The 23221-nt window shown below is 68.8% G+C and carries 22 protein-coding genes; 11 read left to right on the forward strand and 11 right to left on the reverse strand.

Annotated elements, in window-relative coordinates:
* Positions 1–11 precede the first annotated feature (11 nt).
* The 3 genes from dnaJ to ACE3T2_RS10965 form a co-directional block, all read right to left on the reverse strand.
* Entirely contained in the window at positions 12–1163 is a 1152-nt protein-coding gene (dnaJ, locus tag ACE3T2_RS10955) for a molecular chaperone DnaJ (RefSeq protein ID WP_374657192.1), read from the reverse strand.
* A 165-nt stretch (positions 1164–1328) separates the two neighbouring features.
* Positions 1329–3293 (reverse strand): molecular chaperone DnaK, encoded by a 1965-nt coding sequence (gene dnaK / locus ACE3T2_RS10960; protein WP_374657194.1) that lies wholly within the window; start codon positions 3291–3293, stop codon positions 1329–1331.
* A 117-nt stretch (positions 3294–3410) separates the two neighbouring features.
* Positions 3411–3923: a hypothetical protein gene (locus tag ACE3T2_RS10965; RefSeq protein ID WP_374657196.1), complete on the reverse strand. Its 513-nt coding sequence runs from the start codon at positions 3921–3923 to the stop codon at positions 3411–3413.
* 19 nt (positions 3924–3942) lie between these two features.
* Here ACE3T2_RS10965 and ACE3T2_RS10970 point away from each other — a divergent pair, with 19 nt between their 5' ends.
* Both ACE3T2_RS10970 and ACE3T2_RS10975 read left to right on the forward strand, forming a co-directional pair.
* Positions 3943–4557, forward strand: a complete 615-nt coding sequence (locus ACE3T2_RS10970) for an alpha-ketoglutarate-dependent dioxygenase AlkB (protein WP_374657198.1) — start codon at positions 3943–3945, stop codon at positions 4555–4557.
* A gap of 30 nt (positions 4558–4587) precedes the next feature.
* On the forward strand, positions 4588–5493 hold the full coding sequence (locus tag ACE3T2_RS10975; RefSeq protein ID WP_374657200.1) for a dienelactone hydrolase family protein: 906 nt from the start codon (positions 4588–4590) through the stop codon (positions 5491–5493).
* A gap of 140 nt (positions 5494–5633) precedes the next feature.
* Here ACE3T2_RS10975 and ACE3T2_RS10980 read toward each other — a convergent pair whose 3' ends face one another.
* Positions 5634–6026, reverse strand: a complete 393-nt coding sequence (locus tag ACE3T2_RS10980; RefSeq protein WP_374657202.1) for a hypothetical protein — start codon at positions 6024–6026, stop codon at positions 5634–5636.
* A 160-nt stretch (positions 6027–6186) separates the two neighbouring features.
* On the opposite strand from ACE3T2_RS10980, the gene ACE3T2_RS10985 reads away from it, so the two are divergent.
* Positions 6187–8583, forward strand: a complete 2397-nt coding sequence (locus tag ACE3T2_RS10985; protein WP_374657204.1) for a DNA translocase FtsK 4TM domain-containing protein — start codon at positions 6187–6189, stop codon at positions 8581–8583.
* A 145-nt stretch (positions 8584–8728) separates the two neighbouring features.
* Here ACE3T2_RS10985 and ACE3T2_RS10990 read toward each other — a convergent pair whose 3' ends face one another.
* Positions 8729–9868 (reverse strand): serine hydrolase domain-containing protein, encoded by a 1140-nt coding sequence (locus ACE3T2_RS10990; RefSeq protein WP_374657206.1) that lies wholly within the window; start codon positions 9866–9868, stop codon positions 8729–8731.
* Between the two features lie 119 nt (positions 9869–9987).
* Positions 9988–11820: a phosphoenolpyruvate carboxykinase (GTP) gene (locus tag ACE3T2_RS10995; protein WP_374657374.1), complete on the reverse strand. Its 1833-nt coding sequence runs from the start codon at positions 11818–11820 to the stop codon at positions 9988–9990.
* Between the two features lie 334 nt (positions 11821–12154).
* On the opposite strand from ACE3T2_RS10995, the gene ACE3T2_RS11000 reads away from it, so the two are divergent.
* Positions 12155–12799: an outer-membrane lipoprotein carrier protein LolA gene (locus ACE3T2_RS11000; protein WP_374657208.1), complete on the forward strand. Its 645-nt coding sequence runs from the start codon at positions 12155–12157 to the stop codon at positions 12797–12799.
* Positions 12800–13012: 213 nt separating this feature from the next.
* Positions 13013–13819 carry an exodeoxyribonuclease III gene (locus tag ACE3T2_RS11005; protein ID WP_374657210.1) on the forward strand — a complete coding sequence of 269 codons (807 nt, stop codon included), beginning with the start codon at positions 13013–13015 and terminating at the stop codon, positions 13817–13819.
* On the opposite strand, the gene ACE3T2_RS11010 is transcribed toward ACE3T2_RS11005, so the two are convergent.
* Both ACE3T2_RS11010 and ACE3T2_RS11015 read right to left on the reverse strand, forming a co-directional pair.
* The gene (locus ACE3T2_RS11010; RefSeq protein ID WP_374657212.1) at positions 13816–14271 is read right to left on the reverse strand and encodes a hypothetical protein; all 456 of its coding nucleotides are present in this window, start codon (positions 14269–14271) and stop codon (positions 13816–13818) included. The genes ACE3T2_RS11005 and ACE3T2_RS11010 overlap by 4 nt on opposite strands.
* A gap of 19 nt (positions 14272–14290) precedes the next feature.
* The gene (locus ACE3T2_RS11015) at positions 14291–14977 is read right to left on the reverse strand and encodes a response regulator transcription factor (protein WP_374657214.1); all 687 of its coding nucleotides are present in this window, start codon (positions 14975–14977) and stop codon (positions 14291–14293) included.
* A 58-nt stretch (positions 14978–15035) separates the two neighbouring features.
* On the opposite strand from ACE3T2_RS11015, the gene ACE3T2_RS11020 reads away from it, so the two are divergent.
* Positions 15036–15542, forward strand: coding sequence for a L,D-transpeptidase (locus ACE3T2_RS11020; RefSeq protein ID WP_374657216.1), 507 nt, complete (start codon positions 15036–15038; stop codon positions 15540–15542).
* On the opposite strand, the gene ACE3T2_RS11025 is transcribed toward ACE3T2_RS11020, so the two are convergent.
* Positions 15539–16183, reverse strand: coding sequence for a YggS family pyridoxal phosphate-dependent enzyme (locus ACE3T2_RS11025; RefSeq protein WP_374657376.1), 645 nt, complete (start codon positions 16181–16183; stop codon positions 15539–15541). The genes ACE3T2_RS11020 and ACE3T2_RS11025 overlap by 4 nt on opposite strands.
* Here ACE3T2_RS11025 and ACE3T2_RS11030 point away from each other — a divergent pair.
* Positions 16167–16799, forward strand: a complete 633-nt coding sequence (locus ACE3T2_RS11030) for a thiamine phosphate synthase (protein WP_374657218.1) — start codon at positions 16167–16169, stop codon at positions 16797–16799. The two genes, ACE3T2_RS11025 and ACE3T2_RS11030, sit on opposite strands and share 17 nt — an antisense overlap.
* On the opposite strand, the gene ACE3T2_RS11035 is transcribed toward ACE3T2_RS11030, so the two are convergent.
* Positions 16789–17166 carry an NtrZ family periplasmic regulatory protein gene (locus tag ACE3T2_RS11035; protein WP_374657220.1) on the reverse strand — a complete coding sequence of 126 codons (378 nt, stop codon included), beginning with the start codon at positions 17164–17166 and terminating at the stop codon, positions 16789–16791. The genes ACE3T2_RS11030 and ACE3T2_RS11035 overlap by 11 nt on opposite strands.
* 257 nt (positions 17167–17423) lie before the next feature.
* Between ACE3T2_RS11035 and ACE3T2_RS11040 the strand changes: the two genes are divergently transcribed.
* The 4 genes from ACE3T2_RS11040 (at position 17424) to holA (ending at position 22209) form a co-directional block, all read left to right on the forward strand.
* Entirely contained in the window at positions 17424–17942 is a 519-nt protein-coding gene (locus tag ACE3T2_RS11040; RefSeq protein ID WP_374657222.1) for a DUF3576 domain-containing protein, read from the forward strand.
* A 108-nt stretch (positions 17943–18050) separates the two neighbouring features.
* On the forward strand, positions 18051–20639 hold the full coding sequence (gene leuS, locus ACE3T2_RS11045; protein ID WP_374657224.1) for a leucine--tRNA ligase: 2589 nt from the start codon (positions 18051–18053) through the stop codon (positions 20637–20639).
* Positions 20640–20645: 6 nt separating this feature from the next.
* Entirely contained in the window at positions 20646–21143 is a 498-nt protein-coding gene (lptE, locus tag ACE3T2_RS11050; protein WP_374657226.1) for an LPS assembly lipoprotein LptE, read from the forward strand.
* Positions 21144–21156: 13 nt separating this feature from the next.
* Positions 21157–22209, forward strand: coding sequence for a DNA polymerase III subunit delta (holA, locus tag ACE3T2_RS11055; RefSeq protein ID WP_374657228.1), 1053 nt, complete (start codon positions 21157–21159; stop codon positions 22207–22209).
* Between the two features lie 120 nt (positions 22210–22329).
* Here holA and ACE3T2_RS11060 read toward each other — a convergent pair whose 3' ends face one another.
* Entirely contained in the window at positions 22330–23217 is an 888-nt protein-coding gene (locus ACE3T2_RS11060) for a ParB/RepB/Spo0J family partition protein (RefSeq protein ID WP_374657230.1), read from the reverse strand.
* Between the last annotated feature and the right edge of the window lie 4 nt (positions 23218–23221).

Below are 23221 nucleotides of genomic sequence, written 5' to 3' on the forward strand. Positions count from 1 at the left end.
CGGCCGGCGGCTCAGCCGCCGGTGACGTCTTCCCAGAACTGCTTGGCCTTGCCGATGAAGCTCGCCGACTTCGGGTGCTGCTGCTCGCCGCAGATCTCGGCGAACTCGCGCATCAGCTCCTTCTGGCGGGCCGTCAGCTTGGTCGGAGTTTCCACGAAGAGCTCGACCACCAGGTCGCCGCGCTCGCGCGAGCGCAGGGACGGCATGCCCTTGCCCTTCAGGCGCACGGTGCGACCGGTCTGGGCGCCTTCCGGCACCGTGACCTCGATGCGGCAATTGCCGTCGCAGTTCTCGCCGCCCATCAGACAGGGCGCCTCGATCTCTCCGCCCAGCGCGGCCACCGACATCGGCACCGGCACGGTGCAGAGCAGGTCCAGGCCGTCGCGGTCGAAGAGGTCATGCGGCTTCACCGAGAGGAAGATGTAGAGGTCGCCGCGCGGGCCGCCGCGGGCTCCGGCGTCGCCCTCGCCGGCCAGGCGGATGCGCGCGCCGTCGTCGACCCCGGCCGGAATGCGGACCTGCAGGGTGCGCTGCTTACGCACCTGGCCGTGGCCGTGACAGTCCTCGCACGGGTCGAGCACCAGGCGGCCGGAGCCGCCGCAGCGCGGGCAGGCCCGCTCGATCGAGAAGAAGCCCTGGCTGGCGCGCACGCGCCCGGCGCCGCCGCAGCCGCCGCAGACGGTCGGGCTGGTGCCCGGCTTGGCGCCGGAGCCGTCGCAGGTCTCGCAGGTGATCGAGGCCGGGACCGTGATCTCGACCTCCGAGCCGGCATAGGCCTGCTCCAGGCTGATCTCCAGATCATAACGCAGGTCTTGGCCGCGGGCCGGACCCGAGCGCTGGCGGCCGCGGCCGCCGAACATGTCGCCGAAGACGTCGCCGAACACCTCGTTGAAGATGTCGTTCACGTCGTGGAACTGGGCCCCGCCTCCGCCGCCGGCCGCGCCGTTGACGCCCGCATGACCGAACCGGTCGTAGGCCGCGCGCTTCTGCGGATCGGAGAGGATCGAATAGGCCTCGTTGATCTCCTTGAACCGACCGGCCGCGTCCTCGCAACCGCCGTTGCGGTCGGGGTGATGCTCCATGGCCAGCTTGCGGAACGCGGACTTCAGGACGGCGCCGTCCGCGCCCCGCTCCACGCCCAGGACTTCGTAATAATCCCGCATGTTATGTCAGGGGTTCAAATTCGATCTGAGAATTGAGGTGGGATGATCCCCGCCCGGCTGCAAGGCTAGTTCGGCTGCGAACCGGGCGGAGATTTCCTGTGGCGTCGCCCAGCCCGTCGGCGGCCTTCTCGCAGGATTTGCGCAAGGCCGCCATCGGGCGCAACGTCACGCCGACTTCTTGTCGTCGTCGGCGACTTCTTCGAACTCGGCGTCGACCACGTCGTCGCTCGAGCCCGCGGCTTCCGGCTGCTCTTCCGAGCCGCCCTGTTGGGCCGCATACATCGCCTCGCCCAGCTTCATCGAAGCCTGGATGAGGGTCTGGGTCTTGGCCGAGATGGCGTCGGCGTCATCGCCTTCCAGCGCCGACTTGACGTCGGCCAGGGCCGCCTCGATGGCCTCCTTGTCCGCGCCCGAGACCTTGTCGCCGTGCTCGGCAAGCGCCTTCTCGGTGGAGTGGACGACCGCCTCGGCCTGGTTCTTGGCCTCGACGGCGGCCTTGCGCTTCTCGTCCTCGGCCTTGTTGGCCTCGGCTTCCTGGACCATCTTTTCGATGTCCGCGTCCGAGAGGCCGCCATTGGCCTGGATGCGGATCGACTGCTCCTTGCTGGTCGCCTTGTCGCGCGCCGACACATTGACAATGCCGTTGGCGTCGATGTCGAAGGTGACCTCGACCTGCGGCACGCCGCGCGGGGCCGGCGGGATGCCGACCAGGTCGAACTGACCCAGCAGCTTGTTGTCGTGCGCCATCGGGCGTTCGCCCTGGAACACGCGGATGGTCACGGCCGACTGGTTATCGTCGGCGGTCGAGAAGGTCTGCGAGCGCTTGGTCGGGATGGTGGTGTTGCGCTCGATCAGCGGCGTGAACACGCCGCCCAGGGTTTCGATGCCCAGGGTCAGCGGGGTCACGTCGAGCAGCAGCACGTCCTTGACGTCGCCTTGCAGAACGCCGGCCTGGACCGCCGCACCGAGGGCGACGACTTCGTCCGGGTTCACGCCCTTGTGCGGCTCACGGCCAAAGAACTCCTTCACGGTCTCGACGACCTTGGGCATGCGGGTCATGCCGCCGACCAGGATCACCTCGTCGATGTCGGACTTCTTCAGGCCCGCATCCTTCAGCGCCTGCTCGCAGGGACCGACCGTCTTGGCGATCAGGTCCTCGACCAGGGCCTCCAGCTTGGCGCGGGACAGCTTGATGTTCAGGTGCAGCGGACCCGAGGCGTTCATCGAGATGAACGGCAGGTTGACCTCGTACTGAGCCGTCGAAGACAGCTCCTTCTTGGCCTTTTCGCCTTCTTCCTTCAGGCGCTGCAGGGCCAGCTTGTCGTTCCGCAGATCGACGCCGGTCTCCTTCTTGAACTCGTCGGCGAGGTACTCGACGATGCGCATGTCGAAGTCTTCACCGCCGAGGAAGGTGTCGCCGTTGGTCGCCTTCACCTCGAACACGCCGTCGCCGATCTCGAGGATCGAGACGTCGAAGGTGCCGCCGCCGAGGTCGTAGACGGCGATCTTCTTGCCGTCGTTCTTCTCGAGCCCGTAGGCCAGAGCGGCCGCGGTCGGTTCGTTGATGATGCGCAGGACTTCAAGACCGGCGATCTTGCCGGCGTCCTTGGTCGCCTGACGCTGGGCGTCGTTGAAGTAGGCCGGGACGGTGATGACCGCCTTCTCGACCTTCTCGCCGAGGTGCTGCTCGGCCGCTTCCTTCATCTTCTGCAGGATGAAGGCCGAGATCTGCTGGGGCGAATAATCCTTGCCGTGGGCCTTCACCCAGGCGTCGCCGGTCGGACCCTTGACGATCTCGTAGGGCACCATGTGCTTGTCCTTCTCGACCATCGGGTCGGAGAAGTTGCGGCCGATGAGGCGCTTGATCGCGAAGAGGGTGTTGGCGGGATTGGTCACGGCCTGGCGCTTGGCAGGCTGGCCGACGAGGCGTTCGCCGTCGTCGAGGATGGCGACGACCGACGGGGTGGTGCGAACGCCTTCCGCGTTCTCAATCACTTTCGGCGATTTGCCGTCCATAATCGCCACGCACGAATTGGTCGTGCCCAGGTCGATGCCGATGATCTTGCTCATATCGAGTCTTGCTCGCTCCTGATTGGCGGACGCCGGTTTGAGGGCCTTCGTGTGAAGCACCCCGTTTCTTCTCGGCTTCCCCGGTTCGATTAAGGGCTCGGCCGGTTAACCCATGGGGCAACCAGCGTCGAGTCGCGATATGGGATGACATGCGTCCCCCGCAAGTGCGGAATGTCCCTATATCTTGCGGGGTCTTCCGCCCAGGGGGTGCGGCCAAGCCGCTAAAATCCTTGCATAAGCGGCGCTCTCGAAGGGCGCCGCGCCGCCGCCGGCGGCCAGGTAGGCATGCTGGATCACCATCGCCTGCTGTTCGATGTTCAACACCGAGAAAGGGCGCCCGTCGGCCAGATCGTAGGCGTAGGCCTGCTCGCCGTCGCCCGCCTTGAGCTTCGCAAACGGCAGGAAGACGCCGTTCTGGGCCTGCCAGACGTGGACCAGCTCGTGCACGAAGACCGAGCGCAGCCACAGCGGGGCCGCCGCGAAATCGGCCAGGGCCGCGGCGGCCGGCCAGACGATCAGCCCCCCGCTCGGGACGAAAGGTCGCGGCCAGACCGGCAGCGAGACCAGGCGGACGCGGCGCACGTCGAGCCCGCCGCCGAACACGCTCTCGCACAGATCGCGCTCGCCGGGCGTCAGGCGCCGCGCGCGCAGCGGCGCCATGCGCAGGTCGGTGGCGGCGATCGAACCCATAGGCCCTATATGAGCATCCATGAGCCTTTCCACGACCAGCGGATTTCGCCTGTTGCCGGGGCGCCTGTCGCCCGACCAGCAGAAAGCCTTGCTGGACGAGGTGCTGGCCAAGGCGCAGGAGGCGCCCTTCGTCCATCAGGTCACGCCCGGCGGCAAGCCGATGAGCGTGGCGATGACCAGTTTCGGCCCCCTCGGCTGGACCACCGACGCCAAAGGCTATCGCTATGAGCCGTCACACCCGACCACCGGCAGGTTCTGGCCGGCGATCCCCACTATCCTGACGGATCTCTGGACCGAGCTCGCCGATCCGCATGTCCCGCCCGACGCCTGCCTGATCAACTTTTATAACGCCGACGCCCGCATGGGCCTCCATCAGGACAAGGACGAGGCCGATTTCCGGTTTCCGGTGCTGTCGGTTTCGCTCGGCGACACGGCGGTCTTCCGGCTGGGCGGGGCCCGGCGGAACGATCCGACCGCCTCGATGAAGCTGGCCTCGGGCGACGTCTGCCTGCTGGCCGGGGCTTCGCGCCTGTTCCACCACGGCGTCGACCGCATCCTGCCCGGCTCCTCTCGGCTGATCCCCGGCGGCGGGCGGATCAACCTGACCTTGCGGAGGGCCGCGCCATCGAGTTGAGATGTGGGCAAATCGCTGGGAGGCTCCGCCGTGCTCAATCTCACCCGTCCCGAAGGCGCGCAGCCCGAGGATTTCCACCTGTCGCGCCGCGGCCTCGCCGCGGCCCTGGCCGGCGGCTACGCGCTGACGGCCTTCTCGGCCCAGGCCGAGCCGATCACCACCGACGCGGCCGGCCTGGTCGCCGAAACCGTCGAGGTCTGGACCCCGGACCGCTCGATCCCGGCCTATGTGGCCCGGCCCAAGGCTCGCGGCCGCTTCCCGGTGGTGATCGTGATCTCCGAGGTGTTCGGGGTGCACGAGTACATCCGCGACATCTGCCGGCGGCTGGCCAAGCTCGGCTACGTCGCCATCGCCACCGACTTCTTCGTGCGTGCGGGCGATCCGTCGACGGTCACCGACTTCGCCCAGGTGCGGAAGCTGGTCTCTGAATCCTCGGAGGCCGAGGTGCTGAGCGACCTGGCTTCGACCCTCGCCTTCATCAAGGCCCAGCCCTATGCCGATCCCGGCAAGATCGCTGTCACCGGCTTCTGCTGGGGCGGCGCGGTGACCTGGCAGGCGGCGGCGCGGTTCCCGGACGTGAAGGCGGCGGCGGCCTGGTACGGCCGGCTGGCGCCGCCCAAGCCCGGCGAATTCCTCGGCGAAGCCGACCGCACCTGGCCGGTGCAGTTCGCCGGCAAGCTGACCGCGCCCGTTCTCGGCCTCTATGCGGGCAAGGATCAGGGCATCCCCCTCAGCGACGTCGAGACCATGAAGGCGGCTCTGCTCTCGTCGGGTCAGATGCGTTCGTCGATCGTTGTCTATCCCGAAAGCCAGCACGGCTTCCACGCCGACTACCGCGCCAGCTACGACGAGGCGGCGGCCAAGGACGGCTGGGCGCGCATGCTGGCGCACTTCGCCGCAAACGGCGTCAAGCCGAAGGCCTTCAAGGCGTCTTAAGACGAGGCGTCACCCCGGAAAGCGCGGAGCGCTTGTCCGGGGCCGCCTGAAGGGCAAACCCGGCTCACTCCGAAGATCAGGTGTTCATGGATCCCGGCCTTGCTGTGCAAACCGGGATGACAGCCTGGTGCGGCCAGCTCTCAGTAAGGCGGCTGTTCCGGCGGCGGGGTGAGGCCGTCGATCAGGTCGCCGACCCGGTCTTCGTCGGACGACGGCAGGGCCGGACCCTTCGGGGCCGTGGCCGGCTTGGCGGCGACGTCGGTCGGCGCCTTCTCGACGGGAACCGCGGCCTCGTCGGTCTTTTCCTCGGGCTTTTCCTCGGCCTTGGCCTGTTCCTGCGGCGGCAGCTCCGAGGGGGTGAGCACGAAGTCGTCCAGCGGCCGCGCCTCGCTGGCCTGCAGGGCCGAACCGCCCTGCGGCGCCTCCCCGGGCAGGCGCGCGCGCTCCGGCGCGCCGCGCAGGCCGAGCACGAACCCGCCGACCGCGCAGAGGGCCAGGACGACGGCGACGACCCGCAGGACGCTTCGAGGCATGCTCCACATGGCGGCGAACCTAGATTGGCTTTCGCAAAACGGAAACGGGATTTTCTCCACAGCCCGGCGGTGCGGGGCCGGCGCCCGCGGTCAGGCTTGGTAAACGCCTCTTAACCCTCTTTCCCCCAAAACATGGGGTCTCTGTCACTGGGGATCGACTATGGCGCGGGCGGCGCGGAAAACCGGTTTTGAGCTTGGCCTGCACATTGCGGGCCTGGCCTGGGCGCACCCGGCCACGGCGCGGCTGCGCGGCGGCGTGGTCGCCGCGGCGGGCCTGGCGTTGATCGTCGCGCTCGCCACCTACAACGCCGCCGATCCCAGCCTGAACGCAGCCTCGGCGCTCGCGCCAAGCAACGTTCTCGGCGCGCCAGGCGCGACGGCCGCGGACGCCGGCATGCAGTCGTTGGGCTTGGCCGCCGGCGTCGCCGCCCTGCTGATGGTGGTGTTCGGCCTGGGCCGGGTCACCACGCCGCAGCCCGACGAGACCCGCGCCAAGGTGCGCCTGCGGGCTGTGATCGGAACCCTCGGGGTCCTCGCCCTCGCCGGCCTGCTCGCCGCCCCGCCCGCCCCCGCCGCATGGCCGCTGGCGAAGGGCCTCGGCGGCTTCTGGGGCGACGGCCTGCTGCACGCCATCGCCGGCCTTTTTTCCTATGCGCACATTCCGGGCGGGGTGGTCATCGCCAGCCTGCTGCTGCTGGCCGGGGCGGCGGCCGGGATCGGCTTCGCCATCGGCGTGCGCCGGGCCGAGCTGACCGCCAGCATCGACTGGCTGCGCCGCACCCTGCAGAAGGCCCCGCCGGCCCCGGCCCAGCCGCAGAAGCCGGCCCGCGCCCCGGCCGCGCGCCGCGCCAAGGCTGCCGAGGACGCGCCCACGCCGCGCCCTGCCGCCGCGCCCGTCCCGCAACCCCTCGCCGCCGCGCCCGACGACGAGGCCTTCGACGACGACGAAGCCGCGCCGGCCAGCAACTCCGTCGCCATCCGCCAACCCAAGCCCGCGCCCAAGGATTCCGGCCGCGAGCAGCGCGAGGCCCAGGGCGCGTTCGACTTCGTGAAGACCGGCGGCTTCGCACTGCCGGAGCTGGCCATGCTGGCCAAGCCCAAGCCGCGAGCCTCGATGTTCGACGAGGGCGCCCTGCGCCAGAACGCCCAGCTTCTGGAAAGCGTGCTGGCCGAGTTCGGGGTGCGCGGCAACATCGACCAGATCCGCCCCGGCCCCGTCGTTACGCTCTACGAACTGGTGCCGGCCGCTGGCGTGAAGTCGGCCCGCGTCGTGGCCCTGGCCGACGACATCGCCCGCTCGATGTCCGTCGCCGCCTGCCGCGTCTCGGTGGTGCCGGGCCGCAACGCCATCGGCATCGAACTGCCCAATGCGCGCCGCGAGACCGTCTATCTGCGCGACCTGCTGGCCAGCGCCGAATACGAGCGCTCGACCCAGGCCCTGCCGATGGCTCTGGGCGAGAACATCGGCGGCGAGCCCTATATCGCCGACCTCTCGAAGATGCCCCACCTGCTGATCGCCGGCACCACCGGCTCGGGCAAGTCGGTCGGCGTCAACGCCATGATCCTGTCGATCCTCTACCGCCTGCCGCCCGAGCAGTGCCGGTTCATCATGATCGACCCCAAGATGCTGGAACTGTCGGTCTATGACGGCATCCCGCACCTGCTGGCCCCGGTCGTCACCGACCCGAAGAAGGCCATCGTCGCGCTGAAGTGGACCGTGCGCGAGATGGAGGACCGCTATCGCCTGATGTCCAAGATCGGCGTGCGCAACGTCGCTTCGTACAACGAGCGCGCCAAGGAGGCTGCGGCCAAGGGCGAGCACTTCGAGCGCACCGTCCAGACCGGCTTCGACGACAACGGCCGGCCGATCTACGAGAGCGAGCGCATCGATCCGAAGGCCATGCCCTATCTGGTCGTGGTGATCGACGAGGTGGCCGACCTGATGCTGGTCGCCGGCAAGGACGTGGAAGGGGCCGTTCAGCGCCTGGCCCAGATGGCCCGCGCCGCCGGCATCCACCTGGTCATGGCGACGCAACGCCCATCGGTCGACGTCATCACCGGCACCATCAAGGCCAACTTCCCGACCCGGATCTCCTTCCAGGTCACCTCGAAGATCGACAGCCGCACCATCCTGGGCGAGCAGGGCGCCGAGCAGCTGCTGGGCCAGGGCGACATGCTCTACATGGCCGGCGGCGGGCGCATCACCCGCCTGCACGGCCCGTTCGTCTCGGACGGCGAGGTCGAGGCCGTGGCCAAGTTCCTGCGCGACCAGGGCGAGCCGCAGTACCTCGAGGACGTCACCGCCGGCGGCGACGAGGACGGGGACGGTGGCGACCTGTACGGCGACGAGGGCGGCGGCTCGGGCGACGACCTCTACGACCGCGCCGTGGCGGTGGTCACCCGCGACCGCAAGGCCTCGACCAGCTACGTCCAGCGCCGCCTGCAGATCGGCTACAACCGCGCCGCCTCGCTGATCGAGCGGATGGAGAACGAAGGCGTGGTCAGCCCCGCCAACCACGCCGGCAAGCGCGAGGTGCTGGTGAGCGCGGCGCCTTAGGTCTCTTAATTCCTCCCCTCTTGGGGGAGGTGAATCGATGCGCAGCATCGAGACGGAGGGGGCCTGCTGACTCAGCGCAGGAGTCAAAGTCCCCCTCAGTCAGCTTCGCTGACAGCTCCCCCAGAGGGGGAGCAAATGAGAGGCATCACCCCACCCCCCCCACCACCGCCGCGCCGAGCTCGGTCGGGAACACGCCGTTCATGCCTTCGATGGCGGTGTTGGTCAGGGCCACGACCGTGGTCCCGCGGCTGGGGATGATCTGCCAGGAGTGGCCATAGACGCCGCCCCAGCTGACCGTGCCCTCGATCAGCGGCGAGGCGGCCTCGACGGCGTTCTTCAGCACCGCCCCGCCGAAGGAGAAGCCCCAGCCCGGGCCGTGGGTCACCACCGCCAGATCGCCGATCTGGTTGGCCAGCATGGCGCCGGCCGACGCCGCCGAGAGCACCCCGCCCCCGCCGGTGCGGACCGCCTCCAGCAGCTTGAGCACGTCGGGCGCGCTGCCGACCATGCCGGCGCCGCCGGACGGGAAGGAAGCCGGGCGCGTGGCCCGGGCCGGCGAATATCGTATGCCCGAGAGCTCCATGAACGGCGAGACGTCCGGCTCGGCCATCGGCCGCGGCGGGGCGCCGTCCATGTATGGCGTGACCAAGCCGGCGGCGTCGGTCACATAGAAGCCGCTGGAGGCCATGCCGAGGGGTTTGAGGATCAGCTCGTCCACCGCCTGCGGCAGCGGCTTGCCGGCGGCCTTCTCGACCGCCGCGCCAAGCACGTCGAGGCTGAGCGAATAGAGCCAGGCCGCGCCGGGCGGGAAGAACAGCGGCACGGACGCCAAACGCTTCAGTTCCTCGGCCATCGGCAGGTCCGGATCGGCCAGGCCGTCCGAGACCCCGGCCGCCAGGTATGGCCCGCCTTCCGGCTGCAGGAAGCCGTAGCCGAGGCCGCTGGTGTGGGTCAGGAGCTGGGCGATGGTGATGTCGGGCGCGAGCTCGCCGTCCAGCGTCGGCCGGAAGTCGGGCAGCCAGCGCGAGACCGGCGCGTCGAGCGTAAGGTCGCCGCGGTCGACCAGGGCCAGCGCGGTCGCCGCCACGATGGGCTTGGTGACGGACGACAGGCGGAACACCGCGTCGGTGGTCATGGCCTTGCCCGCCTCGCGGTCGGCATGGCCGGCGGCGCGGCTGTAGACCAGCTTCCCGTCCCGGGCGACCTGCACTACCGCCCCGACGATCCGGGTGTCGGCGAGGGCGCGGTCGATCACGTCGTCGAGGGCGGCGTCGAGGGTGGTCATGCGGGCTCTCCATTCAGCGGAGCCTTCACATGAGCACAGCAGGACGCGGCGCCAAGAGTGACGTGGGGAGAGGCAGGAAGGCTTTTCCCTCCCCACAGAGGGGAGGGAAGAAAAAGGACCTACTCGGCCGCTTCGCGCACGCCCAGGCGCTGGGTGAGGGCGGCGTGCTGGTCCCACAGTTGGGCCGGCAGGCGGTCGCCGAACTTATTGTAGAAGTCCGGGATCAGGGCGGCTTCCTCGGCCCAGACCTCGGCGTCGACCGAGAGCAGGGTCTCCAGCGCCGCATCGGCGATGCTGAGGCCCGAGAGGTCCAGCGAGGCCTTGGTGGGCACGCGGCCGATCGGGGTGTCCACGGCGTCGGCGGTCCCGTCCAGGCGCCCGGCGATCCACTTCAGCACGCGGCTGTTCTCGCCATAGCCCGGCCACAGGAACTTGCCGTCGGCGCCCTTGCGGAACCAGTTCACGAAATAGATGCGCGGCAGCTTGGCCGGGTCCGCCCCGGCGCCGACCTTCAGCCAGTGGCCGAAATAGTCGCCCATGTTGTAGCCGCAGAAGGGCAGCATCGCGAACGGGTCGCGGCGCAGCTCGCCGACCTTGTTCTCGGCCGCGGCGGTGCCTTCCGAGGCGACGTTGGCGGCCAGGAACACGCCGTGCGCCCAGTCGAAGGCCTCGGTCACCAGCGGCACGGCGCTGGCGCGCCGCCCGCCGAACAGGATGGCCGAGATCGGCACGCCGGCCGGATCGTCCCACTCGCCGGCGATCACCGGGCACTGATCGGCCGGCACCGCGAAGCGGGCGTTCGGATGGGCGGCGGGCTCGCCCGAGGCGGGCGACCAGGGGCGGCCCTTCCAGTCGGTGAGGCCTTCCGGCGGCGTGTCGGTCAGGCCCTCCCACCAGACGTCGCCGTCGGCGGTCAGGGCGACGTTGGTGAAGACGGTGTTGGCGTGCAGCGCGTCGACCGCGTTCTTGTTGGTCGCGTTGCCGGTGCCCGGCGCCACGCCGAAGAATCCGGCTTCCGGATTGATCGCATAGAGCCGGCCGTCGTCGCCGAAGCGCATCCAGCAGATGTCGTCGCCCACGGTCTCGGCCTTCCAGCCGGGGATGGTCGGCTGCAGCATGGCCATGTTGGTCTTGCCGCAGGCGCTGGGGAAGGCGGCGGCCACGTAGCGGACCGCGCCTTCCGGCGAGGTCAGCTTGAGGATCAGCATGTGTTCGGCCAGCCAGCCCTCGTCTCTCGCCATGATCGAGGCGATGCGCAGGGCATAACACTTCTTGCCCAGCAGGGCGTTGCCGCCGTAGCCGGAGCCGTAGGACCAGATCTCGCGGCTCTCAGGGAAGTGGACGATGTACTTGATGTCGTTGCAGGGCCACGGCACGTCGGCCTGGCCCGGCTCCAGCGGCGCGCCGACCGAGTGCAGGGCCGGGACAAAGAAGCCGTCCTCGCCCATCATGTCGAGGGCGCCCTTGCCCATCCGGGTCATGACCCGCATCGAGATGGCGACATAGGCGCTGTCGGTGATCTCGACGCCCAGGGCGGAGATCTTGGACCCGAGCGGACCCATGCAGAACGGCACCACGTACATGGTGCGGCCGCGCATCGACCCTTTGAAGAGCTGTTTCAGGTCGGCCCGCATTTCCTCGGGCTCGAGCCAGTTGTTGGTCGGACCGGCGTCGGCCGGATCCTTGGAGCAGATGAAGGTGCGGCTTTCGACGCGGGCGACGTCGCTGGGGTCAGACGCGGCGTAGAAGCTGTTGGGGCGCTTGGCCGGGTTCAGGGGCTTCAGGGTGCCGGACTTGACCAGTTCGGCGGTGAGGAGGTTCCACTCCTCGTCCGAACCGTCGCACCAGTGGACCCGGTCCGGCTGCGTCAGTTCCGCGACCTCGCGTACCCACGCCAAGAGTTTTGCATGTTTGGTCGGGGCCTCGTCGAGACCCGGAATGGCCAAGCCCATCAGGCTGCGCCCCTTTTGTTTACCCACGCGTTCGTCGCCGGACCGGCCGGGTCTCTGACGGACCCGGTCCACAGGGCCGGCGGGTTCGGTGATATGTATGAATTTTGACGTACACAAGCCGACAACGCCGGAATGTCCCGCGCAATGGAATTGACACCGGTGGCAAACGAGGAATTGAGCACATCACAAATTAGTGTGGAGTCAAACTAATTTGCCCTGCACGCCGTCCTCGCGGAACGATGGGCCGCGCGCGCCGTTCTTGCGCCCTATTGACGCCCCCGGCCGGCTGTATGACCTGCGCCCTGGAAGACTTGCCGGTGAAACGGAGCCCTTGATGACCCGACTGACCCGCCGCGCCCTTGCGATGGGCCTTGCCGCCCTGCCCCTGCCGGCTCTTGCCCAGAAGGCCGCGCCTGCGCCGCTCTCGGCCGCCGACCGGGCGCTGGTCGACAGCGCGGCGACCTATCTGCAGGGCTTGGCGGAGGCCAAGGGCCGCTTCGTGCAGACCGATGCGCGCGGCGCGACGACGCAAGGCTCGCTCTATCTGAAGCGCCCCGGCAAGGCGCGCTTCGAATACGACAAGCCCTCCGGGCTGTTGGTGGTGTCGGACGGCGGCAACGTCTCCATCGCCGACTCCCGGCTGAAGACCTTCGAGGCCTATCCTCTGATGGCCACGCCCCTGTCGCTGTTCCTGGCGCGGGAGATCAAGCTGGACAAGGGGATCAACGTCACCCGCGTGACCCGCATGGCTGACGGCTTTTCCATCACCGCCCGAGACGGACGCAAGGAGGCCGAGGGCCAGATTACCCTCACCTTCTCGAACACGCCGCTCGCCCTGATCGGCTGGACAGTGACCGACGCCCAGGGCGCCTCGACCCGCATACGCCTGACGAACCTGACGAAGACCAGCGGCCTGGCGCCGTCGCTGTTCGTGCTGAAGGACCCGCGTCCGAAGAACGTCGGCCGCTCCAAAATGTGACACATTCACAACACGCAAGATTGTGCGTGAATCGCGCTTGACTTTTTTCTCTAGCAAGTGGCATTAATGACACATCGAGTTCGCGCGATCGCGGGCTCTTTCCGTGCCGGAACCTATCCCCTCCCGGCGGCGGCATGAGAGACACACTTTACGCCCGGGCTTCTCCAGTAGCCCGGGCGTTTCTTTTTGCCCGAAGCCCCTTAGAAACCTGCCATGCGCCTCCGCCTCTGCACCTGGAACGTCAACTCCGTCCGCCTGCGGGTGGAACAGATCGCCCGCCTGGTCGACGAACAGGCGCCCGACGTCCTGTGCATGCAGGAGATCAAGTGCCAGGAAGGCGAGTTCCCGCGCGAGGCTTTCGCCGCAGTCGGCCTGCCGCACCTGAAGATCGCCGGGCAGAAGGGCTGGCACGGCGTGGCCATCGCCTCGCGCCTGCCGATCGAGGACGCGGCCCCGCTGGACGTCTGCCGCGAAAAGCACGCCCGCTGCGTGGGCGGCAAGGTCGCCGGCGTCGAGATCCAGAACTTCTACATCCCCGCCGGCGGCGACATCCCCGACCGCGAGATCAATCCAAAGTTCGACCACAAGCTCGACTTCTTCGAGAAGCTGACGGCCGAGTTTGCGCGCCGCGACCCCAAGGCGCCGCTGGCCGTGGTCGGCGACCTGAACGTCGCCCCAGGCGAGTTCGACGTCTGGAGCCATAAGCAGATGTCGAAGATCGTCAGCCACACCCCGATCGAGCTGGAGGCCTTCGCCAAGCTGAAGGCCAGCCTCGACTTCATCGATCTGCCGCGCGAGGCCGTGCCCGAGCCGGAAAAGCTGTTCTCGTGGTGGAGCTATCGCGCCGCGGACTTCCGCAAGTCCAACCGCGGCCTGCGCCTGGACCATATCCTGGTCACGCCCGGCCTGCGCGAGGCGGCGTTCCGCACCGGCGCGGTGTCCTCGCGCGTCCACGACGACGTGCGCGAATGGACCCGCCCCAGCGACCACGCGCCGGTGACCGCCGACCTGGCGGTCTAGGCGGGCGCGCTCGCGGCCTTGGGCAGCACGCAGCTAGGCACGCCGTCGCGGGTGACAACCGTGGCCGCGCGGCCCGCGCCGGGCGCGAAGTAGAAGGCGCCTTTCTGCGTCGTCACCACCAGCAGGGCCGGGCCGCTGAACTGACAGACCGGGGCGAAGCCGCCGCCGGCTGCGACCACATTGCAATCGGCGTGGCCGAAGCGGCGCTCATAGCGAATGTCGTTGGTTACGAAGGCCTGTTTGGCCTTGGCGCCGCGCGCCTCGTAGTCGGCCTTGCTCAGGGTTGGACACGGGTCGCCCTGCAGGGCCGCCATGTCGACCGAGGCCGCGGACGCCGCGATCGCATTGTCCCGGCGCAGCTTGGCCCCGATCCCCACCGCGATGACCCCGACGATCACGGCGGCGCCCAGCATCAGCGGAAAGGCGCGCGCCAGGGTCATCTTCTTGGCCATCGATCGCTCCGGAGTGCGGTTACGGAGCCAGACGGTAGCCGCCCGCCTCGGTCAGCAGCAACCGGGCGTTGCCGGGATCCGGCTCGATCTTCTGGCGCAGTCGGTAAACATGGGTCTCGAGAGTGTGGGTCGTCACCCCGGCGTTGTAGCCCCAGACCTCGGCCAGCAGTTCCTCGCGCGAGACCGGCTTCTCGCCGGCCCGGTAGAGGTACTTCAGGATGTTGGTTTCCTTTTCCGTCAGCCGGATCTTCTTCTGGTTGGCGTCGACCAGCATCTTGGCCGAGGGGCGGAACTCATAGGCCCCGAGATGGAAAACCGCCCCCTCCGACTGCTCGTGGCTGCGCAGCTGGGCGCGGATGCGGGCCAGCAGCACCTGGAACTTGAAGGGCTTGGTCACATAGTCGTTAGCCCCGGCGTCCAGCCCCTGGATCTGGTCATCGTCGGTGTCGGCCGCGGTCAGCATGATGATCGGAGCGGCCACGCCCTTCTCGCGCATCTGCCGGCAGGCCTCTCGGCCGTTCATGTCGGGCAGGTCGACATCGAGCAGGATGAGGTCGGGACGATTGTCCACCGCCGCCTTCACGCCGTCTCCGGCTGTTGCGGCTTCGAGGGCGTTGAATTCCTCGGAAAGTTGGAGTTGTTCGGCGATCGCGCCGCGGAGTTCTTCGTTGTCGTCGACGACGAGCAGGGTCTTGCGTTGAGCCATGCGGCGGAACATGCACCGTAACGACCCAAAGAGCCAACCGCTGGAGCCAAGCTAACCGATGATCTTCACGGCGTTGTCAGATGGCCGCTTCCTGCTGGGCGAACGCACGACCCGTTGCGCGCTGGGCAAGGGCGGGGTGATCGAAGCGGCCGGGAAGCGCGAAGGCGACGGCAAGTCGCCGCTGGGAACCTGGATCATCCGCCGGGTGCTGTACCGTCCCGACAAGAGCGACCCGCCGCAGACCCGCCTGCCGACCAAGGCGCTCCAGCGCGACGACGGTTGGTGCGACGATCCGCGCGATCCGGCCTACAACCGCGCCGTCAAGCTGCCCCATCCGGCCAGCGCCGAGCAGATGTGGCGCGACGACGACGTCTACGACCTGGTCTGCGTGCTGGCCCACAACGACGATCCGCCCGTCCCGGGCAAGGGCTCGGCGATCTTCATGCACCTGGCCCGGCCGGACTGGTCGCCGACCGAGGGCTGCGTCGCCCTGGCCCGCGAAGACCTGCTGGAGCTGCTGGCTCAGGCTCAGCACGGCGACGCGGTGGCGATCGAGCAGGCCTAGCGCGCGCCGAACAGGGCCGAGCCGACCCGCACGCTCGTGGCGCCGAAGGCGATGGCGGTCTCGAAGTCGTCGCTCATGCCCATGGAGAGCTTCGAAAGCTCGTTGCGGGCGGCGATCTTCGCCAGCAGGGCGAAGTGCGGGCCCGGCGGCTCGGCGGCGGGCGGGATGCACATCAGCCCCTCGACCGACAGGCCATAGGTTTCCTTGCAGGCCGCAATGAAGGCGTCGGCCTCGGCCGGGGCCACGCCCGCCTTCTGGGGCTCCTCGCCGGTGTTGACCTGGACATAGAGACGCGGACTGCGCGCCTGCTTCTGGACCTCGTCGGCGAGCGCGCGGGCCAGCTTCTCCCGGTCCAGGCTCTCGATCACGTCGAAGAAGGCGACGGCCTCCTTGGCCTTGTTCGACTGCAGCGGGCCGATCAGGCGCAGTTCGATGGCCTGCCGATGCGGCGTCCAGCGCTCCATGGCCTCCTGCACGCGGTTCTCGCCGAACACCGCCTGGCCGGCCGTGAGCACCGGCTCGACCCGGTCCCACGGCTGCATCTTGGAGACCGCGACCAGGGTCACGTCCTCGCGCCTGCGCCCACAGGCCTTCGCCGCACGGGCGATCCGGTCTAGGACGTCGGTGAGCGCGGGAGGCACGGTCATCTCTTCAGGCTTCTGGACAGTGGGCAGGACGGCGCAAGCCATAGGTCGGCGGGCGGGCGCGCGAAAGCCCCCCCTGCCGCCGCTGCTGTTCTTCACCGACCCGGCCCGCACCCCCGACGTCGCCGCGGCGATGGTTCGGCTGCCGCGCGGCGCGGGCGTGGTGTTTCGCGCGTTCGGCGCGCCGGACGCCGACGCCAAGGGCCGGAAGCTCGCCCGGATCGCCCGGCGGCGGGGCTTGGTGCTGCTGGTCGGCGCCGACGCAGCCCTGGCCGCCCGCATCGGCGCCGGCGGCGTGCACCTGCCCGAGCGGCTGGCCGCCCGCGCCCCTGCGATCCGCCGGCCCGGCTGGATCGTCACCACGGCGGCCCACAGCCCTCTCGCCGCCCGGCGCGGCTTGGCGTTGGGCGCCGACGCGGTCGTGGTCTCTGCGGCTTTTCCCTCCTCCAGCCCGTCGGCAGGCGCGCCGATCGGGCCGCTGCGGTTGGCGCAAATCGTCCGCCGCGCGGGCGGGCCGGTCTACGCGCTGGGCGGGATCAACGACAAAACAGCCCGCCGGCTGCTGCCTGCGGGCTTGGTGGGTCTGGCGGCCGTCGAGGCCCTTAGAACTTGAAGGCGGTCTCGAGCCGGACGCGCGGCGCGGAATCCTGCGGCTCGGTCTTCTTGTAGGACGGAGCTTCTTTTTCGCCCAGGGCGACAGCGCCGCCGACCCGCAGGCTGGGAGTCACCCGGAAATAGGCGCCCGCCTGAACGTCGTTCCATTGCGTGTCGCGCTCGCCCCGTTGATCCAGGTTGAGCGAAACCCCCCAGCGCCCCTTGCCAGTCGTCCACTTCAGCGACTTCCCTTGCGGGGTAGCCACAGAAGTTTCGCTGCGCACGGTGAAGTCGGTGGCCTTCTTCACGGTCTGGGCATGCGCGGCCGACGCACCGCTCGCGAGGAGCGCCGCACCCACCAACGAAATGACCAACCGCTTGGACATAACCACCTATATGGCCCCTAAGCCCCGAACGCGCCACTTGGAGCGCGACCGTCAAGGGCGATTAAAGTCGCCGGGGGGTGCAGGTCAACCGGACTCATCGGCCCGCTGCACCCTCCCTGGACAGATCATCGGCGCCTGTGGCGGCAGAGACACGCGATTCCTGTTTGGCGGTTCTGCGGGCATTGTTATAGAGGGCCGGCTGCGAGGGGGCGGCGCCGCGGCGCGGACCGACGCGGAACAAGGACTAGGAGCCATATATGCCGTTTGTGCGCGGTGGTTTTATGCGTGGCGTGAAGACCGGGGTGCTGGTGCTGGGCCTCACGGCGCTGGCGGCGTGCTCGAGCGGCGGCGGTCCCCGGACCTTCCAGACGCAGGAGCCCGGCGGCGGCTTCAACCTGTTCGGCCTGGGCGGCGGCGGCAAGAAGGCCGGCGCGGCGGGCGCCAACCAGCCGGCGATCGGCGTGAACGGCTATCTGTGGCGCGCGACGCTGGACACCCTGTCCTTCATGCCGCTGGCCTCGGCCGACCCCTACGGCGGGGTCGTCATCACCGACTGGTACGTGAACCCGGAAAAGCCGGACGAGCGCTTCAAGTGCACGGTCTACATCCTGGACTCGCGCCTGCGCGCCGACGGCCTGAACGTCGCGGTGTTCAAGCAGTCGAAGGACGCAGCCGGCAACTGGGTCGACGCGCCGTCGGCCGGCCAGACCGAAACCGATCTGGAAAACGCGATCCTCACCAAGGCGCGGCAGCTTCGGCTGTCCAATATCGGCTAAGCCCGAGCGGGGCGCATTCGAAGACTCCAGTCAGGATGCGCTTTCCCTCCCTGGGTCAGCGCAGACGAGGCGCTGGCCGCCATCCAACTGAAGTTCGAAGACCGCCCCATGGCCCGCTACAATCCCAAAGAGACCGAGCCCAAGTGGCGCAAAGCCTGGGCTGACGCCGAGGTGTTCCGCGCCGGTCCGCCGCAACCGGGCGTGCCGAAATACTATGCGCTCGAGATGTTTCCCTATCCCTCGGGGCGCCTGCACATGGGCCATGTGCGCAACTACGCCCTGGGCGACGTGGTGGCGCGCTACAAGCGGGCGCGCGGCTTCAACGTGCTGCACCCGATGGGCTGGGACGCGTTCGGCCTGCCGGCCGAGAATGCGGCCATGGAGCGCGGCGTCGATCCGCGCGGCTGGACCTACGACAACATCGCGCGCATGCGCAGCGAACTGAAGGAACTGGGACTGTCGATCGACTGGTCCCGCGAATTCGCCACCTGCGACGCGGCCTATTACGGCAAGCAGCAGGACTGGTTCCTGGACCTGTGGAAGCGCGGCCTGGTCTATCGCAAGGAAAGCGTCGTCAACTGGGACCCGGTCGACCAGACCGTCCTGGCCAACGAGCAGGTGGTCGACGGCCGCGGTTGGCGCTCGGGCGCGCCGGTCGAGAAGCGCAAGCTCAACCAGTGGTTCCTGCGCATCACCGACTATGCCGACGAGCTGATCGAAGGCCTGAAGACCCTGGACCGCTGGCCCGACAAGGTCCGGCTGATGCAGGAGAACTGGATCGGCCGCTCGAAGGGCCTGCGCTTCAAATTCGGCTGGGCCGGCCAGGCGCCCGCCGGCTTCGAGACCGGGCTGGAGGTCTACACCACCCGTCCCGACACGCTGTTCGGCGCCAGTTTCGTCGGCGTCGCGCCCGACCATCCGCTGGCCGAGCAACTGGCGGCCGCCGATCCGAAGGTCGCGGCCTTCATCGCCGAATGCCGCAAGGGCGGCGCCTCGGAGGCCGAGATCGAGACGGCCGAGAAGATCGGCCTCGACACCGGCCTGACGGTGGCCCATCCCTTTGATCCGGAATGGAAACTGCCGGTCTGGATCGCCAACTTCATCCTGATGGACTATGGCACCGGCGCGATCTTCGCCTGCCCGGCCCACGACCAGCGCGACCTGGACTTCGCCCGCAAGTACGGCCTGCCGGTCAAGGCGGTGGTGCTGCCGCCGGGCGAGGATCCGGCCACCTACGAGGTCGGAACCGAGGCCTATACCGGCCCGGGCACCATCTTCCATTCGCAGTTCCTGGATGGGCTGGAGATCGAGCCGGCCAAGGCCGCGGCGATCGCCCGCATCGAGGCCGAGGGCCGCGGCGAGGGCGCGACGGTCTACCGCCTGCGCGACTGGGGCGTCGCGCGCCAGCGCGGCTGGGGCTGCCCGATCCCGGTGGTCCATTGCGATAGGTGCGGCGTGGTCGCCCTGCCGAAGAGCCAGCTGCCGGTCGTCCTCCCCGACGACATGGACTTCTCCAAGCCTGGCAACGCCCTGGCGCGACATCCGACCTGGAAGACCACCACGTGCCCCGACTGCGGCGGCCCGGCGACGCGCGAAACCGACACGCTCGACACCTTCGTCGACTCTTCATGGTACTTCGCTCGCTTCACCGACACCCAGGCGGCGGAGCCGATCGACAAGGCCGCCGCCGACTACTGGCTGCCGGTCGACCAGTATGTCGGCGGCATCGAGCACGCCGTCCTGCACCTGCTCTATGCGCGCTTCGTGACCCGGGCGCTGAGCGACGAGGGCATGCTGAGCGTGCGCGAACCGTTCGCGGGTCTGTTCACCCAGGGCATGGTCACGCACGAGACCTACAAGCGCGCCCAGAGCGGCGAATGGGTCGAGCCCAAGGAAGTCGAGATCTTCGCCGAAGGCGGCCAGCGCCAGGCCCGCAGCGCCGAGACCGGCGAGGCCCTGGTCATCGGCGACGTCGAGAAGATGTCGAAGTCCAAGCGCAACACCGTCGCGCCGGAAGAGATCTTCGAGGTCTACGGCGTCGACGCCGCCCGCCTGTTCGTGCTGTCCGACTCGCCACCCGAACGCGACACCCAGTGGTCAGCCGCCGGGGTCGAGGGCGCTTGGCGCTTCGTCAACCGCGTCTGGAACGAATTCGACAGCTATCCGACCGGTCCCGTCCCTGCCCTGGCCGCCGACGCCAAGGCTGACGAGCTGCGCGCCGCCACCCACCGTACCATCAAGGCGGTGACCGAGGCGGTCGAGACCTTCCGCTTCAACTCCGGCATCGCGCGGATGTACGAATTCCTGAATAAACTCAAGGAATTCCCGGCCGAGAACGCGACGCCTGCGGTGCTGGCCGCGCGTCACGAGGCGCTGTCGGTGTTCGCCCGCCTGGTCTCGCCCTTCACCCCGCACTTGGCTGAAGAGGCATGGGCTCGGATCGGCGGCGACGGAATGGTGGTCTCGGCGCCCTGGCCCGAGCATGACGAAGCCCTGACTCAGGACGCGGTGCGCGTGCTGCCGGTCCAGGTCAATGGCAAGCGCCGGGGCGAGATTTCGGTCGCCGCGAGCCTCGAACCGGCCGAAGTTGAGAAGATCGTGCTTGACGACCCGGAGATCGCGCGGCGCCTTGAGGGCCTGGCGATCAAGAAGGTGATCGTCGTGAAGGACCGCATCGTCAACATCGTGGCTGGGTGAGCTGACATGAACCGCGTCGTCGTTTCGGCCGTGCTGGCGGCTGGGGCCCTGGGCCTCGCCGGCTGCGGGTTCACGCCGCTCTACGGGGCGCCTGGGGTGACCCAACAGCTCGCCGGCGTGCAGGTGACAACGCCGCCTGGCCGCACGGGCCAGTTGCTCCGCGAGCACCTGGACGACGCCCTCGCCCGCCGCAACGGCGTGGCCCCGCAGTACCGGATGGACCTGGCGCTGTCTGAGACCCGCTACCCCCGCGGCGTGCGCGTCGACAACGTTGCGACGCGCTACGAGTACGTGCTGACCGTCAGCTACACCCTGGTTTCCGCCGCCAGCGGCGCGCCGGTCAAGCAGGGCCGCGCCCGCGGCCAGGTCACCTACGACAGCGCCGATCAGCCGTACGCCTCCATCACCGCACAGCAGGACGCGCAGGACCGGGCCGCGGCCGAGTGCGCCCGCAAGATCCAGACCGAGCTGGCGGCCTGGCTGGCCACCCAGGGAAAATCATAGGGATTACAAGGCCGTGATCCTCTCCAAACGGCCGGATGTCGAACGCTTCCTGAACAAGCCCGAACCTCCGGTCCGGGTGGCTTTGATCTATGGCCGCGACACCGGCGTCGTCCGCGACCGCGGAACCCAGCTCGCCAAGAAGCTCGTCCCCAATCTCGACGATCCGTTCAACGTCGCTTTGCTCACCGACGGCGACCTCGATTCCGACGGCGGGCGGTTGGAGGGCGAGCTGGCGGCCCAGTCGCTGATGGGCGGCCGGCGGCTGATCCGTCTGCGCTTCGCGACCGAGAAAGCCAATCTGGACAAGCAGGTCGCCGAGGCCGTCATCGCGCACGCCGAAGGCAAGTTGAACCCGGACGCCTTCTTCGTCATCGAGGCGGGGAACCTTGGTCGGGACTCCGCCCTGCGCAAGGCCGCCGAGAAAGCCCCCGAGGCGGTGGCCATCCCCTGCTACGAAGATGAGCCGGGCGACGTCGCGCGCCTGGTGCGCGAGTTGCTATCCCAGGACAGCGTGGGTCTCGACGCGCAGGCGCTCCAGCTGTTCGTGAGCCGCCTGCCCAAGGAGCGTGGCGTCGCGCGGCAGGAGATCGAGCGCCTTGCCCTCTATCTCGAGCCCGGCAGCGGCCGCACGGCGACGGCCAGGGATCTCGACGACTTCCTGGGCGTCGAACCCGATGCGTCGCTCTCGGACGCCGCCGCCGACGCTTTCGGCGGCCGTCTCGCGGACGCCCAGGCCGGCCTGCGCCGCGCCGCGGCGGAAGGCGAGGCCGGCCCCGCGGCGATCCGCGCCATCAGCATGTACCTTGGCCGCATGCGTCGCACTCTGACGCTCGCCAAGAACGGCGCCGGCCTGCAGGAGGCCGCCAAGGCCTCCGGCGTATTCTGGAAGCAGGAGCGCGAGTTTCTACGCCAAGCGCGCAGTTGGTCGCTGGAGGAACTCGATCGGATTCAGCCTGAAGTATTGGCCGCCGACAAGGCGTGCAAGACGGCCGGCTCACCCGACCACCTGATCGCCGAGCGCCTGGCCTTGACCATCGCCGGCCGCGCGCGGCGCCTAGGGCTCTGAAAGTCCGATTTCGAAACCGGCTCTGTGGCGCGTGGAGCGCCGACTGACCGTACCTATGGACGCTCCGTTCGCGAGAGCGCGAATTCGACAATCGAGCCCTTATAAATCAATGACTTATGATTAGGCGCGAGCGGTCAGTTTGCGGCACAGCTCGTCGAGCTGCTCCAGGGTCGCATATTTGATCCGCAGCTCGCCGACGCCGCCCTTGTCGAGCACCTCAACGTCGAGTCCGAGCGCGTCGGACAGGTCGACCTCCAACGCCTGGGTGTCGGTGTCCTTGGCGACCTTCCGGCCGCCGGACTTCTGGCGCGGCGCGGCCGGGGCGCCGCCACGAGCGAGGGTCTCCGCGTCACGGACCGACAGGCCCTTGGCGATGATCTGCTCGGCCAAGGCGACCGGGTCGTCGGCCGTGAGTATGGCCCGGGCATGACCGGCGGACAGCTTGCCTTCCAGCACATAGGTCCGAACCTGTTCGGGCAGGTTCATCAGCCGCAGGGTGTTGGCGACGTGGCTGCGGCTCTTGCCGATGCTCTCGGCGACCTCTTCCTGGGTGCGCTTGAACTTGTCGATCAGCTGCTGGTAGGCGGCCGCCTCTTCGATGGCGTTCAGATTGGCGCGCTGGACGTTCTCGATGACGCCGATCTCGAGCACCTGCACGTCGTCCAGTTCGCGCACCAGCACGGGCATGGTCCGCAGCCCGGCCTTCTGACTGGCGCGCCAACGCCGCTCGCCGGCGACGATCTCCCATTCACCAGGCAGGCCGGGCGCGGGGCGCACCAGGATCGGCTGCAGCACGCCCTTCTCGCGGATCGAGGCGGCCAACTCCTCGACCTCGGCCTCTGAGAACACCCAGCGCGGCTGGTGCTCATTGCGGTGGATCAGCTCGATCGGGACCTCGCGGACGCCCGAGACCTCCTCGACCGACGCCCCGGCAACGACCTTGGCTTCATCGACATCGCCCAGCAGGGCCGACAGCCCGCGGCCAAGTCCACGCTTCTCCACCATCATGTCC

Source organism: Phenylobacterium sp. (assembly GCF_041919955.1).
In the GTDB taxonomy this organism is placed as follows: Bacteria; Pseudomonadota; Alphaproteobacteria; order Caulobacterales; family Caulobacteraceae; genus Phenylobacterium.

What these genes read in the sequence shown, in the direction of transcription:
- dnaJ (WP_374657192.1), bottom strand. Translation starts at nt 1,163, where the DNA reads ATGCGGGATTATTACGAAGTCCTGGGCGTGGAGCGGGGCGCGGACGGC.
- ACE3T2_RS10965 (WP_374657196.1), bottom strand. Translation starts at nt 3,923, where the DNA reads ATGGGTTCGATCGCCGCCACCGACCTGCGCATGGCGCCGCTGCGCGCG.
- ACE3T2_RS10970 (WP_374657198.1), top strand. Translation starts at nt 3,943, where the DNA reads ATGAGCCTTTCCACGACCAGCGGATTTCGCCTGTTGCCGGGGCGCCTG.
- ACE3T2_RS10980 (WP_374657202.1), bottom strand. Translation starts at nt 6,026, where the DNA reads ATGCCTCGAAGCGTCCTGCGGGTCGTCGCCGTCGTCCTGGCCCTCTGC.
- ACE3T2_RS10985 (WP_374657204.1), top strand. Translation starts at nt 6,187, where the DNA reads ATGGCGCGGGCGGCGCGGAAAACCGGTTTTGAGCTTGGCCTGCACATT.
- ACE3T2_RS10990 (WP_374657206.1), bottom strand. Translation starts at nt 9,868, where the DNA reads ATGACCACCCTCGACGCCGCCCTCGACGACGTGATCGACCGCGCCCTC.
- ACE3T2_RS10995 (WP_374657374.1), bottom strand. Translation starts at nt 11,820, where the DNA reads ATGGGCTTGGCCATTCCGGGTCTCGACGAGGCCCCGACCAAACATGCA.
- ACE3T2_RS11000 (WP_374657208.1), top strand. Translation starts at nt 12,155, where the DNA reads ATGACCCGACTGACCCGCCGCGCCCTTGCGATGGGCCTTGCCGCCCTG.
- ACE3T2_RS11005 (WP_374657210.1), top strand. Translation starts at nt 13,013, where the DNA reads ATGCGCCTCCGCCTCTGCACCTGGAACGTCAACTCCGTCCGCCTGCGG.
- ACE3T2_RS11010 (WP_374657212.1), bottom strand. Translation starts at nt 14,271, where the DNA reads ATGGCCAAGAAGATGACCCTGGCGCGCGCCTTTCCGCTGATGCTGGGC.
- ACE3T2_RS11015 (WP_374657214.1), bottom strand. Translation starts at nt 14,977, where the DNA reads ATGGCTCAACGCAAGACCCTGCTCGTCGTCGACGACAACGAAGAACTC.
- ACE3T2_RS11020 (WP_374657216.1), top strand. Translation starts at nt 15,036, where the DNA reads ATGATCTTCACGGCGTTGTCAGATGGCCGCTTCCTGCTGGGCGAACGC.
- ACE3T2_RS11035 (WP_374657220.1), bottom strand. Translation starts at nt 17,166, where the DNA reads ATGTCCAAGCGGTTGGTCATTTCGTTGGTGGGTGCGGCGCTCCTCGCG.
- ACE3T2_RS11040 (WP_374657222.1), top strand. Translation starts at nt 17,424, where the DNA reads ATGCCGTTTGTGCGCGGTGGTTTTATGCGTGGCGTGAAGACCGGGGTG.
- leuS (WP_374657224.1), top strand. Translation starts at nt 18,051, where the DNA reads ATGGCCCGCTACAATCCCAAAGAGACCGAGCCCAAGTGGCGCAAAGCC.
- lptE (WP_374657226.1), top strand. Translation starts at nt 20,646, where the DNA reads ATGAACCGCGTCGTCGTTTCGGCCGTGCTGGCGGCTGGGGCCCTGGGC.
- ACE3T2_RS11060 (WP_374657230.1), bottom strand. Translation starts at nt 23,217, where the DNA reads ATGATGGTGGAGAAGCGTGGACTTGGCCGCGGGCTGTCGGCCCTGCTG.